Origin of the sequence: Agrobacterium sp. LAD9, from assembly GCF_003031125.1 — a bacterium.
GTDB classification, from domain to species: domain Bacteria; phylum Pseudomonadota; class Alphaproteobacteria; order Rhizobiales; family Rhizobiaceae; genus Agrobacterium; species Agrobacterium radiobacter.
The window spans coordinates 1-13,476 of record NZ_PHGS01000012.1 but is presented as its reverse complement, the minus strand read 5'-3'; the positions used below and the strand labels follow the sequence as shown (position 1 = coordinate 13,476).

14 protein-coding genes and 1 pseudogene are annotated in these 13,476 nt (G+C 55.1%); 10 read left to right on the top strand and 5 right to left on the bottom strand.

All coding sequences use genetic code 11. From position 1 onward, the window contains the following. Window positions 1-28 precede the first annotated feature (28 nt). On the bottom strand, window positions 29-1,057 hold the full coding sequence (locus tag DA915_RS13405; protein WP_107676104.1) for a methyltransferase: 1,029 nt from the start codon (window positions 1,055-1,057) through the stop codon (window positions 29-31). 1,018 nt (window positions 1,058-2,075) lie between these two features. On the opposite strand from DA915_RS13405, the gene DA915_RS13400 reads away from it, so the two are divergent. From DA915_RS13400 to DA915_RS13380, 6 genes are all read left to right on the top strand, one after another. After that, on the top strand, window positions 2,076-2,885 hold the full coding sequence (locus DA915_RS13400) for a PHB depolymerase family esterase (protein ID WP_107676103.1): 810 nt from the start codon (window positions 2,076-2,078) through the stop codon (window positions 2,883-2,885). A 133-nt stretch (window positions 2,886-3,018) separates the two neighbouring features. Then, a complete protein-coding gene (locus tag DA915_RS13395) occupies window positions 3,019-3,573 on the top strand; it encodes a hypothetical protein (RefSeq protein WP_107676102.1) in 555 nt (184 codons plus the stop codon). Between the two features lie 63 nt (window positions 3,574-3,636). Next, complete coding sequence (locus tag DA915_RS13390) at window positions 3,637-4,059, top strand: DoxX family protein (protein ID WP_107676101.1); 423 nt, start codon at window positions 3,637-3,639, stop codon at window positions 4,057-4,059. A gap of 50 nt (window positions 4,060-4,109) precedes the next feature. Then, window positions 4,110-4,259 carry a hypothetical protein gene (locus DA915_RS28910; RefSeq protein WP_192886489.1) on the top strand — a complete coding sequence of 50 codons (150 nt, stop codon included), beginning with the start codon at window positions 4,110-4,112 and terminating at the stop codon, window positions 4,257-4,259. 287 nt (window positions 4,260-4,546) lie between these two features. Beyond that, the gene (locus tag DA915_RS13385) at window positions 4,547-5,332 is read left to right on the top strand and encodes a class I SAM-dependent methyltransferase (protein WP_107676100.1); all 786 of its coding nucleotides are present in this window, start codon (window positions 4,547-4,549) and stop codon (window positions 5,330-5,332) included. 184 nt (window positions 5,333-5,516) lie between these two features. Next, a complete protein-coding gene (locus DA915_RS13380; protein WP_107676099.1) occupies window positions 5,517-5,975 on the top strand; it encodes a YHS domain-containing (seleno)protein in 459 nt (152 codons plus the stop codon). 654 nt (window positions 5,976-6,629) lie between these two features. Here DA915_RS13380 and DA915_RS28680 read toward each other — a convergent pair. Beyond that, a complete protein-coding gene (locus DA915_RS28680; RefSeq protein WP_153064543.1) occupies window positions 6,630-7,010 on the bottom strand; it encodes a hypothetical protein in 381 nt (126 codons plus the stop codon). 25 nt (window positions 7,011-7,035) lie between these two features. On the opposite strand from DA915_RS28680, the pseudogene DA915_RS13375 reads away from it, so the two are divergent. Beyond that, window positions 7,036-7,326: pseudogene (locus DA915_RS13375) on the top strand (integrase core domain-containing protein); the annotation flags it as partial. Window positions 7,327-7,349: 23 nt separating this feature from the next. Here the strand turns inward: DA915_RS13375 and DA915_RS13370 are convergent. Together DA915_RS13370 and DA915_RS13365 are read right to left on the bottom strand one after the other, a co-directional pair. Beyond that, entirely contained in the window at window positions 7,350-9,413 is a 2,064-nt protein-coding gene (locus DA915_RS13370) for a recombinase family protein (protein WP_107676098.1), read from the bottom strand. Then, window positions 9,403-9,600 carry a hypothetical protein gene (locus tag DA915_RS13365; RefSeq protein WP_107676097.1) on the bottom strand — a complete coding sequence of 66 codons (198 nt, stop codon included), beginning with the start codon at window positions 9,598-9,600 and terminating at the stop codon, window positions 9,403-9,405. Before DA915_RS13365 ends, DA915_RS13370 begins: the two co-directional genes overlap by 11 nt. A gap of 938 nt (window positions 9,601-10,538) precedes the next feature. On the opposite strand from DA915_RS13365, the gene DA915_RS13360 reads away from it, so the two are divergent. Next, window positions 10,539-10,991 (top strand): hypothetical protein, encoded by a 453-nt coding sequence (locus DA915_RS13360; RefSeq protein WP_107676096.1) that lies wholly within the window; start codon window positions 10,539-10,541, stop codon window positions 10,989-10,991. An 80-nt stretch (window positions 10,992-11,071) separates the two neighbouring features. On the opposite strand, the gene DA915_RS13355 is transcribed toward DA915_RS13360, so the two are convergent. Beyond that, window positions 11,072-11,626: an ankyrin repeat domain-containing protein gene (locus DA915_RS13355; RefSeq protein WP_107676095.1), complete on the bottom strand. Its 555-nt coding sequence runs from the start codon at window positions 11,624-11,626 to the stop codon at window positions 11,072-11,074. Window positions 11,627-12,531: 905 nt separating this feature from the next. Here DA915_RS13355 and DA915_RS28670 point away from each other — a divergent pair. Next, complete coding sequence (locus DA915_RS28670; RefSeq protein WP_153064541.1) at window positions 12,532-12,789, top strand: hypothetical protein; 258 nt, start codon at window positions 12,532-12,534, stop codon at window positions 12,787-12,789. Window position 12,790: 1 nt separating this feature from the next. Further along, window positions 12,791-13,476, top strand: a 686-nt coding sequence (locus DA915_RS13350; RefSeq protein WP_153064540.1) for a hypothetical protein, incomplete at its 3' end; no start/stop codon positions are given.

Sequence of the window (13,476 nt, the reverse complement as noted above, 5' to 3'; positions counted from 1 at the left end):
AGCGAAAGCATTCTCATAGATCGCTTGCTTATCGACATGCGATAGCCGCGGTAGACAAACCGGCTAAGTCCAAACGCTCGATTCGAACGAAGCCGGCATCACGACACCATTCGTTGAATTGCGCGAAGGTGAAATTGTACCCGCCAGGCGTTTCGATCAGCATGTTTAGCGACATTAGCAGTGCGCCGGCATTGGTGCGCCGGGCGTCGTCAATGATATCCTCGATAACAATGAAGGCACCGCCGGACGGTAAAGCTTCCCATGCCTTGCGAATGAGCATTTCTTTGGTCGGCGTGTCCCAGTCATGCAAGATGTTACCCATCAGGATCACATCCGCCTTTGGCAAAGAATCGACCATGAAGTTTCCGTTCCGGGCTTCGATACGTTTCGTCAGTCCTGCATCTTCAATTCTCTGACGAGCGACGTTGGTTACGAGTTCAAGATCCATGCTGATGCAACGAACATGCTTATGCCGTTCACAAATTGCGATCGACTGCAAAGCTCCCGAGCCGCCGACATCACAGATGCTTTGATAGGAGCTGAAATCAAACCGTTCACTCAACAGATTGAAGTTGCCACGCTGGAGGCTTCCCATTGCGTCAACGAACTCTTCAAGCGCACGTGGATCTCCGTTCAGCACTGTGAACAAATCTGGAGAGCCTTCGTCACGAACCTCATTTTGTGGTTCTCCCGACTTCAAGGCATCGGTCAAACGTGCCCAAAAAGGGTACAGTCGATTGTTCGCCATGCGCAGGACACCGCCGATATATGCTGGACTTGAAGGAACTAGGAATGCGGAAGCTTCGGCGGAATTGCCGTAACGTGCATCGGGCCCGTCACCATCGCGCTCAAGAAGGCCAAGGGCAACGAGAGCATCAAAGAAATCGGCTGCGGAGCGTGGATGTAACCCTAATTTGTCACGCAAGGCTGTACGTGAAAGAGGCCCATCGCCCAACGTTCCGAACAGATCGAGTTCAACGGCGCTCAGCAGGGTCTTTGATGCAAAGAAACCCGTTCCAATTTGAAGTATCTTCGAAGGCGAAAGTTGCAATGTCATAGCTCCTAATTTGATGGTCAGATTTGGTGAACTTGTGGGGTTAGCAGCGTGCAACAGGCCGCGGTGGTTCCGCTGAAGAGTGGACACGGCGATATCGGATCGCAGTCGTGCCCTACTTACGGCCTACATCGGGGGCACGACTGTTCAGAACAGGTAGCCCATGTCGGGCGGTCAAGAACATGCAAACTCCGCATTTCGCGTAAACCGCCAAGAACGGTCCAGCTATTTCTCTCTGCCACCTAGTACGTTTACTCGGATGGATTTGTTACAGGAGAGAATTGGAGGCATGGTGTCCTTCCAAGAGGTGCAGCGGGAGGACGGTGACCGTCGTGTTTTCCGATGGGGTGGCGTTGCGAAAACGACGCCTCAAGGGAGAAAACCTTTGTGAGTGTGACGACTCAACGTAGAAAGCGCTCATCGACCAATGGACCGTCCTGCCGCGGCGATCGCCGGGGTGGCGATCGTCATGCTCTCGGAGACTGGCGAGCTTCGCCGGACGTCGATGCGGCGGCGGAAACAATGCTTTCGCCGCGGCTGATTTTAATGATCCATCTTACCGGTCGCGCTTGAATGCGGCAATTGAAGTGATTTAGGCGGTCAAAACGCGTCGCGGCCATAGCGGGGCGCAACGTATATGAACGGCGATCAGAGATCGCTGCAGATTCTCGATATCGTTGTCAGAGCAGCGCATGAGGCGCCGATAGGAACGAGCGAAGGCAGCAATACAGCATGGCCACGGTGTTGCCCGTCTGCCCGTCGACCAATTCCGCACAAACGTCCTCAGTATTTCTGCCGTCCGATGTAACGTTTCGCGACCCGCGCGCGAAATATCTGCTGACACGGACTGCCCACCTCCTTCCGGGTCACTGGAGCGGCCCGGCACTTGCCTAGCCGTGCGCAGAGGCATCGTAGCTTGAAGGAACAACTTATGGGCACCAATCACGCCGCGCTCGCAATCTGCTCACCACTCATCATGTCTCTGGCAGACTTCTCATTATAAGCACCGGTGATACCCTTCATGCGCACATGCCTGCTCTCCGTTCTCCTCCTCATAGGCGTCATGCCTCTCACTGTTTCCTCCGCAATGCTTTGCGAAGCGCAGACTGCTTGTCCCGTCAAGGACGGAAACTATCGGATTGAGTTGCCGCACGATGGCGACATTCGCGGCGTCTATGTCTATTTCCATGGCTTCAAAAGCTCCGCCAGGTTGCAGATGCAGCAACGCTCCTTGGTCGAGATGACGCTCGCGCATCATCTTGCCTATGTAGCCGTCGATGGCATCGACGGAAATTGGTCTTTTCCTCACGGTCCCCGCCAGGATCGCGATGAAAAGGCGCTTGTCGCGAATGTCTTTGATGACCTGCGGCAACGCTACGGTTTTACCCCGGACAAGACGGTGATCGGAGGATTTTCCATCGGCGCATCGATGGCCTGGTACACTGCCTGTGAGCAGGGGGAGAAAGCCGCGGCGATGGTGACGTTCTCCGGCGTGTTCTGGAATCCTCTTCCAAGTCCGGAGGACTGCGTTGCCGATCTTCCTCCGATGGTCCATTTTCATGGGACCACGGATCAGACATTTCCGCTCGCCGGTCGGGCGATTGGCATCAAATTCCATCAGGGCGATGCGCTCAAAAGCTTGGCCATTCTGCGTGAGCGCGCCAAATGCGACATGAAGGCCGCGAAGAAAGTCACGCTGGATGGCATCGAGTGCGACGATATACCGGACTGCATTCGGGGCGACAGTGTCATGTGCATCCATAGCGACGGCCACGAGGCCCGGGCCGATATGCTTGATGCTGGCCTGACCGAAATGGGCTTTCCCAAATGAACCGGGCTGCAAAATAAACGAAGATCCTTTGTAACAACTGCCTGCATTCCTACGAATTGGTAGGCAGCAAGGTCGCAAACATGATCCGGCGCGATGCTGGCGGATCGTTCGACGATGACAAAGGAACACGCTGATGCTGCAGTCAATCACATGTCCAAATATCGGCCATGCTATCGTTCATCACTTCGGAGAAGGCGCGGCCGTCTGGGGGCAGACGATTACTCCGAGCATTGCTCATCTGGTTCAGGCGCAGCGGGAGTTGGCGATCGATTATTCCCGGATACGCCCCGGGATTGTGTTCGAGACCGTCTCGAGTGTTGCGATGCTTCCCCACGTCATCGATGGATCCACGTTTCGCGTGCACGTCGAAAGCACGGCGTTTCACCGCACAGTTGGCAGACGCGACGCGGCGGTGGAAGCTTTCGTCCGCTGCGATGCAGGCGCCGAAAGCACTCTCAAGCTTTGGGGTCGTGTCGCGACGGAAAGTCCATCGCAGCAGTCAGATCAGCTGGCAACCATCGACGATAAAGCTGTCGCCACCGTTCCTGTGATTTTCACCGTGACACTCTGGGAGATATCGCGCGCGCCTGACGCCCGCATGGAGCAGATGATCAGGGAAATCTCCGAGAAGGACCGCAAAATTCGGGAGCTGGAAGGAAAGGTGGCGCTCTCGATGTGTTCGCAATGAACTCATGTTCAGACAGACGCTTAGCAGCCGTAGAATTGATTGTTCCATACTAGGGAGTTTGCCATGCAGAATTCAGACAGCCCGACGATAAAGAATGAGGCGGCGCCGCGCTGGCGTCAAATCGGACTGTGGAGCGTCAAGCTTCTCCTTGCTGCGGCCTTCATCGCCGCCGGCAGCGCCAACCTCTACGGCCTGCCGATATTGGTTCAGAACTTCGAGCAGATCGCGCTCGGGCAGTGGTTTCGGTATTTCACCGGAACACTCGAGCTGATCGGCGCGGCCGCGCTACTCGTCCCGGCCGTGGCCTCGCTCGGTGCGCTTCTGCTCGCCGCGATCATGGTCGGCGCCACCTTGACCCATCTCTTCGTGCTGCCGGGCTCGCCCGTCCCCGCGATCGTGCTCTTCGCGCTGAGCGTGATGGTAGCCTGGGCGCATCGCGACCAGATCGCGGCGCTGGCCAGCAACATCCTCGTCGACCGCGACTGAGAACACGAAAGTCGTCAACGCTCTCCCCTTCACGTTCCGAGGCTTATGTCATGTCACGGCTGATCATCGCCGCTGCTCTCTGGGAGATATCGCGCACGGCCGATGCCCGCATGGAGCATATGATCAGGCAAGTGTCCGAAAAGGACCGCAAAATCCGCGAACTGGAATTGAAGGTGGCGCTCTCGATGTGTTCGCAATGAACTCATGTTCAAGCAGACGCACGGAGTTGTGAAGTCCCCAAATGTAACGCTCCGGCGCTGTCGGACGTAACAGGAGTGTCGCTACCAGGTATCAAAGGAAAGACCAATGACCTTGACGAGGGACTGTTATCAAACTGAGCAGCCAGCCTCGATCGATGCGTGAGCCGATGAATTGATTGTTCCACATGAGGGAGTTTACCATGCAGAATTCAGACAGCCCGACGATAAAGAATGATGCGGAATCAACCTGGATCCCCAGGGCAGAGCCAACTGTCGAACATCCCCACATGACGGACGACTTCGCACGTGTCTACGAGAAGACGGCGAACCGCAACACAGGCCAGATCGCCGCTGTCGCGCTGGATCGGGTCGGAGACATTCGATGGGGAACGCAGGTTCTTGACATTGCAGCCGGGGCGGGAGCGCTGAGCGTGCCTGCGGCGCTGCACGGTGCGGCGGTGCTCGCCGTCGACAATGCGCCGGGTATGGTAAATCTTCTGTCGAAACGGCTTGCTCCTTTCCCGGCAAGCGGCGCCCGGCTGATGGACGGGCAGAAGCTCGTCCTGGAAGATGAAGGCTTTGACGCGACCTTCTCGCTGATTGGCGCCAGCATCTTTCCCGACTGGCGGCGAGGGCTTGCAGAGCAGGTCCGCGTGACCCGCACGGGCGGCAAAGCATGCGTCGCGACGTGGCGCAAGCTGCCTGGCGGCGGCCCCTTCCTTGTTATGGCTGAAGCGCTTCGTGCCGTTTACCCGAATATGGCACCGCCGGCGCCACCCGAGGGGTTCACAACGCTTGCGGACCCGGACCGACTGCACGCAGAGCTCAAAGGTGCGGGTCTTTCCGCACTCGAGATCGAAGAAATCGAGGTCGTTTGGGAAGGGCCCGCTGGCCAGTCCTATCTTGACGACGTTCGGGAATTGCACAGCTACATGGGTGCTTATGCCACACTCGATGACAATGAACGTCGCCGGGTAGATGAGGCGATCATAACGGTGGTCGACCGGATTGCGACGGACAACCGGGTTGTGCTCCGCTCGACGGTGGTTCTAGCCGTGGGAACGAGACAGTAGTCACTCATTCCAATTTGTCGCAAAGGTTGCGCAGACGGCCTCAAAACCCTGGCGCGTGAGGACTTGGCCCGTTGGTAATCGGTCCATCCCTCTCCACACAAAGGTGTGAACAGCCTGGATGTAACGTCGATGCATCCCGTGACGAAGAAGGCAGGTCGCTTTCGTTCAACAGAAGGATAACATCATGACGATCTCACTACGCCCCATTCTGCCGCTTGCAGCTGCTCTTACGCTTTCCTTCGTCTCCGCCGGCTTTGCCGCCGAGATTTTCACGACCAACGGTGTGGCCATCAACGGCTATGATCCCGTCGCCTATTTCACCGACCACAAGCCGGTGAAAGGGTCAGATAAATTTACGGCAACCTATCAAGGGGCGACGTTCCACTTTGCATCCGCCGCACATCGCGATGCCTTCACCGCCGACCCCGGGCATTTTGCTCCGCAGTATGGCGGCTACTGTGCCTTTGGAACGGCGCAAGGCCATAAGGCATCGACCGAACCCCAAGCCTTTACCGTGGTCGATAACAAGCTCTACCTCAACTACAATGACAGCGTCCTCAAGACGTGGAGAGAGGATGTCAGCGGGAATATCAAAAAGGCCGACACAAACTGGGATGAGGTCAAGGCACAGCCTGATCCGTAAATCCCGATGCCGACATGAATCACCTATCCGCCTCGTTGCGGATAGGGACCTTTTTAAGTTGATGACGGCGACGCCCAGAGCGAAGGGGACGCCAGGCTCAGCGAGATCGCCAATGCAGTGCGTCAGAAACGAGATGACAATCAAACGCCCGCCCTCAACTTTGTCGGTATGTCGCCCCTTGTCATCGGCAAGACGACCCATTCCGTAAGCCTCCGGTGGAAACTCCGCCGGAGGTTTTCCGCGATAATCTTCTCGCCAGGGTGTTGCCTGCGCTTAAGGATCTTCATCGCTCTCTCCAAAGAAAACCCCGCCGTTAAGCAATATCCTTAGAGGTGGTTACTAACGTAACGCGATATTCCTTATGATTCGGAGCGGTCATTGATATGAACTGGCCAAAGTCATTTAAGGGAGTAGTCGAATGGGCAAAATAGCGACGCTCGCCGAACGTGCTGATTGCGCTCTCTTGATTTGTCGCTGCGACGATAATTTTCCTTGATTTTATTGAGGAATTTTAGAGGACCTCATAAAGATCAGGGCGAATTGCTCCGATAGGTGTGTCCCGAAACTGAAGTGCTAGAACTGTAGGCAATAAAAAAGCCCGCTGAAGCGGGCCTTTCAAACTGCAGTACGGAAGATTGACGAGGGCAATCTGCGTTATTGCCAGTGCGCTACGTCCGATCGTCGATAGAATTTCGAGTTTCTACCGGTCGGTTCATAAATGGGTCGCACTCCCTCGGCCTCGAGCTTTTGACGAAGGATACCGGGAAATACACCAGCACGATCTGACAAAAGAGCGAGACAAATATGCTCGGCGACGAAGGCATCCACGGAATGAGCGAGGATGTATTGTTGCTCACGCCGGGTGGCAGGATTGATCCGGGTTTCGGTCTTTAGATAACCGAGGCGCAGCAGTTCGCTGATTGTGGCTCTCGCCGTCCCGATCCGGCGTTCTGTGTCTCGGACATTGAGGTGGCTATGACTATCGTTTTCAACGTCGCCATTCAACAATGCCACTTCAGGAATAGAGTGGTTCAAGCAGGCTCTGACTTCCTCCCAATCCACAAGGAGGTTCGAGAGCGTCGTTCAGACGCTTGAACGGGTTTGTCGGCAAGTTGGTTATCCGGCCACTATTCGGGTGGATAACGGCAGTGAGTTTATCTCTCGTGATCTCGACCTGTGGGCCTATCACAAGGGTGTCGTGCTCGACTTCTCCCGGCCTGGCAAGCCGACGGACAATAGCTACATCGAAAGTTTCAATGGCAAGTTCCGCGCCGAGCGCCTGAACGCCCACTGGTTCATGAGCCTTGACGACGCACGGGCAAAGATGGAGGATTGGCGTAGAGACTACAATCCTGTTTCATAACGCCCATCTTTCTATGTCGCTGAAGGGAATAAGCTTTCCTGATTTGGATGCGATCCTGTGGGGTATCGCGGGTTCTTTCGGGTACGATCAACGATCTGACGTGCTTGCGGGGTCGCGAGTTTAGAACGGCTGAAGATCCACGGGCCATCAGGCAACGGATGGGCGCCCTCAATCTCACCGGCCTCAGCCGCCAGGCGCAACGTTTTTGGCGTGACCCCGAGCAACTTTGCCGCATCTCCCAGATTAAGCCAAGGCTCGACCCCGTCCGTCTGCGGATGGAAGACCGGAATCCTGCGATATGACCTCAGCGCGGTCACCCGCTCACGCGTCCAGCGATTGCCATTGCCGGTCGTCAGTCCATTGCGATTAAGGACACCGGCAATCACGTCGTCATTGGCAATAAGCACGAGTTGCCGGACAGCCTCAATGACGTCGTCAGGGGTCGCGTTTCTTTGCCCTCGACGTCGTTTTGGCAGGCGTCGCTCGGTATGGACCCCGCCAACCCAATGGATGACAAGAACGATCTCAGAGGCCACATCATCGAGATCAGCGACCACTTCATGGATGAGCGTGCGCACGATGCGTTTCTTGAGCCTTGCATCGGTCGAGGGCGCTGTCCAGACGGCACGCAGGTTCCCCGCAAGCGCGACCATCTGCGATGCCGAAAGAGGGGATGGTTGTGGCGTCGCTGTCTGATGGCTGGCAATCTTATTCTCGATCTCGCCTACGCGCGTGAGCGCCTTGTTCCAACGCGCCTCGAGCTCCGACGCCACTAGCCGGTTCTCAGGATCAGCGGCGTCGTATTGCCGGAATGCCCGGTCGGCGGCGTAGCGCGCCGCCTGAAGATCGCGCAGGAGTGCCTCCTGGACCTGGTCGCGTTGGCTGGCCATATTGCGCTCCGCCTCAACGGCGGCCGCAATGGCTCCCGGTTCCACCACCCCGAGCAGCGCCTCCTCGATCGCATCGTCGACCCGCAAACCGCCGAAAGCGATGCAACGTGGTTCGCCATTGTCGAGCAACCCTCGCCAGCAGGAATAGCGCGGGATGTTATGGTTGGCTCCTGTGTAACGAACCGTAAGCTTCCGGCCGCACCTTTTGCAGCGGAAAAGGCCGGCAAGCAGAGCGTCGCCATGCTTCGGCGCTCCATGATGGCGACTGGCCGGTACATTGTCGCTGACCATCTTGCGGATCTCCTCCGCCCGTTCCCAACTGACGTAGCCTTCGTGTGCATTGGGGATCAAGGCAAGCCACTCATTCCGCGCCTTGCGACGAATTCCAGATCGGCCACCGTATCCCGGCACGGATCGACTCTTACCATAAGCATAAGCACCGCCGTAGATCGGGTTCGCAATCATCCGGTGGATGGTCGCATAATTGGGTCTGCGCCAGATGACATCACCGTCAGGGCGCCTGACCGGCAGATCCAACCCGTGTTCGAGGAACCATAGGAGCGCCTGTCGTGCACTGCCGAGTTCGGCGACCTTGTTGAAGACGAGTGCAATGGCGTCCTGGATGCGCCGGTCGGGATCTTTCTCGATCTTGTCGCCGACCTTCAAGAACCCAATCGGGACCGTGACGACAAGTTCTCCGCGGCGTGCCTTCTCGTAGCGGGCGGAAAGGGAACGCTGACGTAAGAGATCGAGCTCATACTCGTTGAGGCTGCCCTTCAGGCCCAAGAGCAGCCGGTCATTGCCCTGGCGCGGTGCGTAGACCGCTTCCTGGTCGATCAGAACGGTATCAACGACGCGGCACATCTCGATGAGCTGCTGCCAATCGCGGCTGTTGCGGGCAAAACGCGATACCTCTCGTGCCGCTACCGCCCCCACCTTGCCAAGGCAGACCTCGGCGACCATTCGGTCGAAACCAGCGCGGGTTACACCACCGGCGGCCGAACGACCAAGATCGTCATCCACCGTCTCAATGCGCGACCATCCGAGTGCTGTCAGGCGATCGCGCATGGCGTATTGAAGGGTACTGCTTTCGCGATTGTGCAGAACCTGATGGACCGAGGACTGCCGGACATACAGGATGGCCTTGCGCTCCAGATGGTGTGGCCCGATCTTCTCATGCATCATCACCGGCCTCCTTCCATTGTGAGGCGCGTCCGCCGTTTGCGTGGTCAATCAGCAGTCGCACCATGAGCGTCGTCAGTGTCTGGCGCGTCCCTTCCGGCAACTCCTGCCATTGCGGCATCGACGCTGTCCTCTCGCTGTGTAGACCCGAGAACAGATCGAACTGATATGTCATGAACTGGCGTGGCATGGACATCTCTCCGACTCGCTTCGTGAGAGACCAATGCTGCGCTCATCTTGGCCGATTGTGATGGGCCGCCTGCCTGTTCAAGCAATCTGGCCAAAGCATGCAGGCAGGAAAGTTCAACATGGGCAAACGGCTTGGTGCACCAAGTCGCACTCAGAGACCGATCGAACATCCATGCTGGAACTTCCAGAGATCTGCCAGAGGAAGCGCCGGAAAGGCTGCAACGGAAAACAGCGTCCCCCTTTGAGAGCGCCGCATGGATATGAACGAACAGCCCACACCAGGGATGCCACGGATATAAAAGCTCGCGAACTTCAATCCCGTGGGTGTTCCGTTGTCTCGTTGTATAACGAGTTCCGGCCACATCGCGCGATCGGCAATAAAGTGCCGATTTCGCTGATGAACGGCTCATCGGCACCCCTGCCGGGCTGAGCCCTAACCCCGGAAAATTCCAGCCCTCGCTGGCCCAAAATCGGGATGCACTTCAAAAAAGGCCAGAGCTTACTTCAAAATGGATTATTTCAACGGGGCAAGATCACTTGAACCAGTTGCTTCTGCTCCCCGATCCATGCGCCCATCTGAAGCACTCGGCCAGTCATGTGCGAAATGTCATATTCAACGTTACAATGTTTAATCTTCAAAATATGGCCTCAGAGTAACACGCCATCCACCAATACGGGGTACTGAAGTCGTTGGTACGACTTCAAAATTAACGATATGTCAACTCGCTCGCTATCAGAATTTGGCCCAGCCGGCCCGAACGGGGGATTTTGGCCAACTTGACGAACAAATGCAGAATTTGAATTTTGATAGTCGTTGGCGACAGTGTTTTTGCGTCGCAAAAGTCAGACGCAAAACCGATTCAAAAATCGGGGAATTGCGCAACGCCGCTGCGGCGAAGTAGAATGGGCAGTGGACATTCCCGTGTTGGGGGAGATTGTATGACAGGACGGATCGAGGCTCTGATGCCTTCACCGCTGCCAGACCAGATCGCAGAGCTGGAAAGCTTGGTTCGCCGCATCGTCGATGGTGTTGAGGGCGGCTGGGACTGCGACGCGCGGATCGACGCGGAGGCCGGCTCGCCGGGATACACCCGTGACACCTTCGCCGGGCTTCACGGCTGGACGAGTCCTCGGGAGTTCGCGGAACTCGTCGCCCTGGGGCGATCCCCCTCGGTGTCCGACCTGACAGAGCAGGAAATCGCCGAGTGTCTGTGCCTCTTGATCGGCGGAGACGAGGCGCAGACCCACTTCTATCTCGGCGTTCTTGAGAACAGCTTCCCATACATCCCCGTCAGCGACATGATCTTCCACCCGAAAGAGGAGCTACCGACCGAGGAGTTGGCAGCGGAAATTTTCCGACGCGGGCGGGCATCCGGTCCCATCCTGCTCTGACTGGCCAATAGTCGAATGTCCGCTGAGGGCCCGGAAGCAGTCATGCAGCTTGCGTAGGAGCATCGAAGCTGAAACGGTCGTCACTTCACCGCGCCGTTAGCGATCAAGACCTCGATAAACGATCCATCGCCAGTTTCCCTTGCGAAGGAAAGAGCAGTCTCACCATTGTGTCCTTCGGCATTCGGATCAGCGCCGTGAGCAAGAAGGGCGGCCACGACGTCTGGCCCATTTTGCTGGTTGTTCGCCTGCATAATCAAAGGCGTCCATCCTCTTTTGTCGCGAGCTTCGATATTTGCGCCTCGTCCCACAAGGAGCGGGACAGCATCCGGGTCGGTGACAATGTGGAGAATGGTCACGCCGTCGTCGTTCGCGGCATTGATGTCGGCTCCATTCGCAAGCAGGAGGTCGAGTACTTTTTCATCGGGATACATGTCGAGGAGGTGTACAGGCTGGAAACCATATTCGTCCCTAGACGTCGCCAGGCCAGGTTCTGTCGCGAGCATCGTCCGAACAGTTTCCACTTCGCCCACATCGACAGCGTCGTGAAAAGTCCTCACTGCGTCGACGTCCGCCGCAATGGCTGAGCTGATAGAAATTCCCAAAATCGCCAGAAATCGATGAACCCAGTGAAACACCGTTACCTCCTTGGATATACACGACGACATTCTCTACCAATGCGGCTAGTCGGTGAAGGCCGTCTTGTGAGGTGGCACTGAACGTTGGAAGTCCTTGTAGATGTAGAATTAGTCGCCGGTAACCCACCACATATCCTGCTCTAGTCTAGGGGATCAGTTTTTCCGATCCTCTGAATTCTCAACGATAATAAAAACATGAGAAAAAATACAACTTTCTATTGAAGCCTGTGTGAAAACCGGATTTAAGATTTTTGATACCCCGTTCTCAATTGGTTGAAACAATACTGGGACGGGTGGGTCAGAGGTTCTGCTGGTTAATGATGATAGTAGTGTCGGCGATAATATATCACTAGGTGGACAAAGTGTTCTTGACTATCAAGGAATATCTCCTAAGCGAACGATTTTTTTTGGACGCCTTATTGTCTGCCTGTTTGTATTTTTGTTTCTTTTATTACGTGCCTTACTTAATAAAATCCGCTTTTTCCGGAAAAATCAAAACAGGAGCCGGCTCTTATAGAGCTGCAGAAAAACCATTTAAATATTTCTCTTTTCTTTTATTCAACGTAGCACTGTTTCTCATAACAGGATTTGGTGCGTTTGTAGTTCTGCGCCACAGACATGGCTTTTTCTAAGTAAGGGGCAATTCGTTGTCCTTGCATCCAAGGGGATCGATTTTTCAGAGCCTGTGAATTCTCAATGGTCATAAAACATGAGTAAAATTCACAACTTTCTATTGAGTCCCACACCGAAACCGGATTTAAGATTTTTCTTGAATATTTGCGGTTGCAGTCAATCGACGATTTTGACGCAGATGGCCGAGAGTTCAGTTGGCGTCAGCTGTATTCGATTGTTGAAAAATTGCCTTTGGATGGAGAGCAGAGGTGTTAAGTCTCAAAGATTATATTATGAGTGAAAGTTTCTTTTTAGATGCTTTTCTTGCTGCTTGTCTGTATTTTTGTTTATTTTATTATGTTCCGCATATATTAAAATCTATTTCTCGCAGAGAGATTGATTCCAGTATCGGGTCTTATAGTTTAAGAAGTAAGCCTTTTGCTTACATTTTTATTCTTATTGCAAACATTATTATGTTTTTGGTTACGGCAATTGCTGCTTTAGCAATCTTACATTCCAAGCACAATTTCTTCCGAGAGGTCTGGTGGTGATATGGCGACATTTATCGATGATTTTGCTCGACGGATATCTGATAATCTCACCAAGCCATTTCATAGCACTCCTGACGCCGTGGCTACGGGCTACTCTGCCTACGTAGGAATTTCCAGTGGAGTACTTCAAAATGTCCTTGAGGGTGGTATCAAAAATACGGCAGCTGGAAAGCTGGCGCTTTCTCTCAGAACCATCGAAGATGTGGTTGTTTCCGTTGCAGTTGGTGCAACTGATCGCGATTTAAGCGGTGTGGCGAATGTTGCCGGGGGGCTATTTGCCGGTGCAGTTGTAACGTTTATTGCGGGGCCGACTCTAACGGGAGTCGCCGCCAGCGTTGTTGCAGGATATGCTGGCGCTGCTGTTGCTGAAGCTCTCTATGACACAGTCAACGAACACTACCCCAATGCGTCGGACGATCTCTATGAATTTACGGCAAACTTCGCCTCAGATTTGCGGAACGCGATCACGGATGCCGCCGGTCGATATTCTGTCGGGGACTTCTTCCAGTCGATTGAATCGATGTGGGATGATGAGAGTGGCGATCCGGAGCCAAAGCCCGCTTCCACGTCTTCAGAGGGGGTGCCCTACGAAAACTCAACCGTGTTAGAACCGATTATCCTCAAGGGAGAGCCAGCTGCACCCCGAGTATATATTGTGGAATCCTGGTTTGACCCTGTCGTTCTCGA

What these genes read in the sequence shown, in the direction of transcription:
- DA915_RS13405 (WP_107676104.1), bottom strand. Translation starts at nt 1,057, where the DNA reads ATGACATTGCAACTTTCGCCTTCGAAGATACTTCAAATTGGAACGGGT.
- DA915_RS13400 (WP_107676103.1), top strand. Translation starts at nt 2,076, where the DNA reads ATGCGCACATGCCTGCTCTCCGTTCTCCTCCTCATAGGCGTCATGCCT.
- DA915_RS13395 (WP_107676102.1), top strand. Translation starts at nt 3,019, where the DNA reads ATGCTGCAGTCAATCACATGTCCAAATATCGGCCATGCTATCGTTCAT.
- DA915_RS13390 (WP_107676101.1), top strand. Translation starts at nt 3,637, where the DNA reads ATGCAGAATTCAGACAGCCCGACGATAAAGAATGAGGCGGCGCCGCGC.
- DA915_RS28910 (WP_192886489.1), top strand. Translation starts at nt 4,110, where the DNA reads ATGTCACGGCTGATCATCGCCGCTGCTCTCTGGGAGATATCGCGCACG.
- DA915_RS13385 (WP_107676100.1), top strand. Translation starts at nt 4,547, where the DNA reads ATGACGGACGACTTCGCACGTGTCTACGAGAAGACGGCGAACCGCAAC.
- DA915_RS13380 (WP_107676099.1), top strand. Translation starts at nt 5,517, where the DNA reads ATGACGATCTCACTACGCCCCATTCTGCCGCTTGCAGCTGCTCTTACG.
- DA915_RS13370 (WP_107676098.1), bottom strand. Translation starts at nt 9,413, where the DNA reads ATGATGCATGAGAAGATCGGGCCACACCATCTGGAGCGCAAGGCCATC.
- DA915_RS13365 (WP_107676097.1), bottom strand. Translation starts at nt 9,600, where the DNA reads ATGCCACGCCAGTTCATGACATATCAGTTCGATCTGTTCTCGGGTCTA.
- DA915_RS13360 (WP_107676096.1), top strand. Translation starts at nt 10,539, where the DNA reads ATGACAGGACGGATCGAGGCTCTGATGCCTTCACCGCTGCCAGACCAG.
- DA915_RS28670 (WP_153064541.1), top strand. Translation starts at nt 12,532, where the DNA reads ATGAGTGAAAGTTTCTTTTTAGATGCTTTTCTTGCTGCTTGTCTGTAT.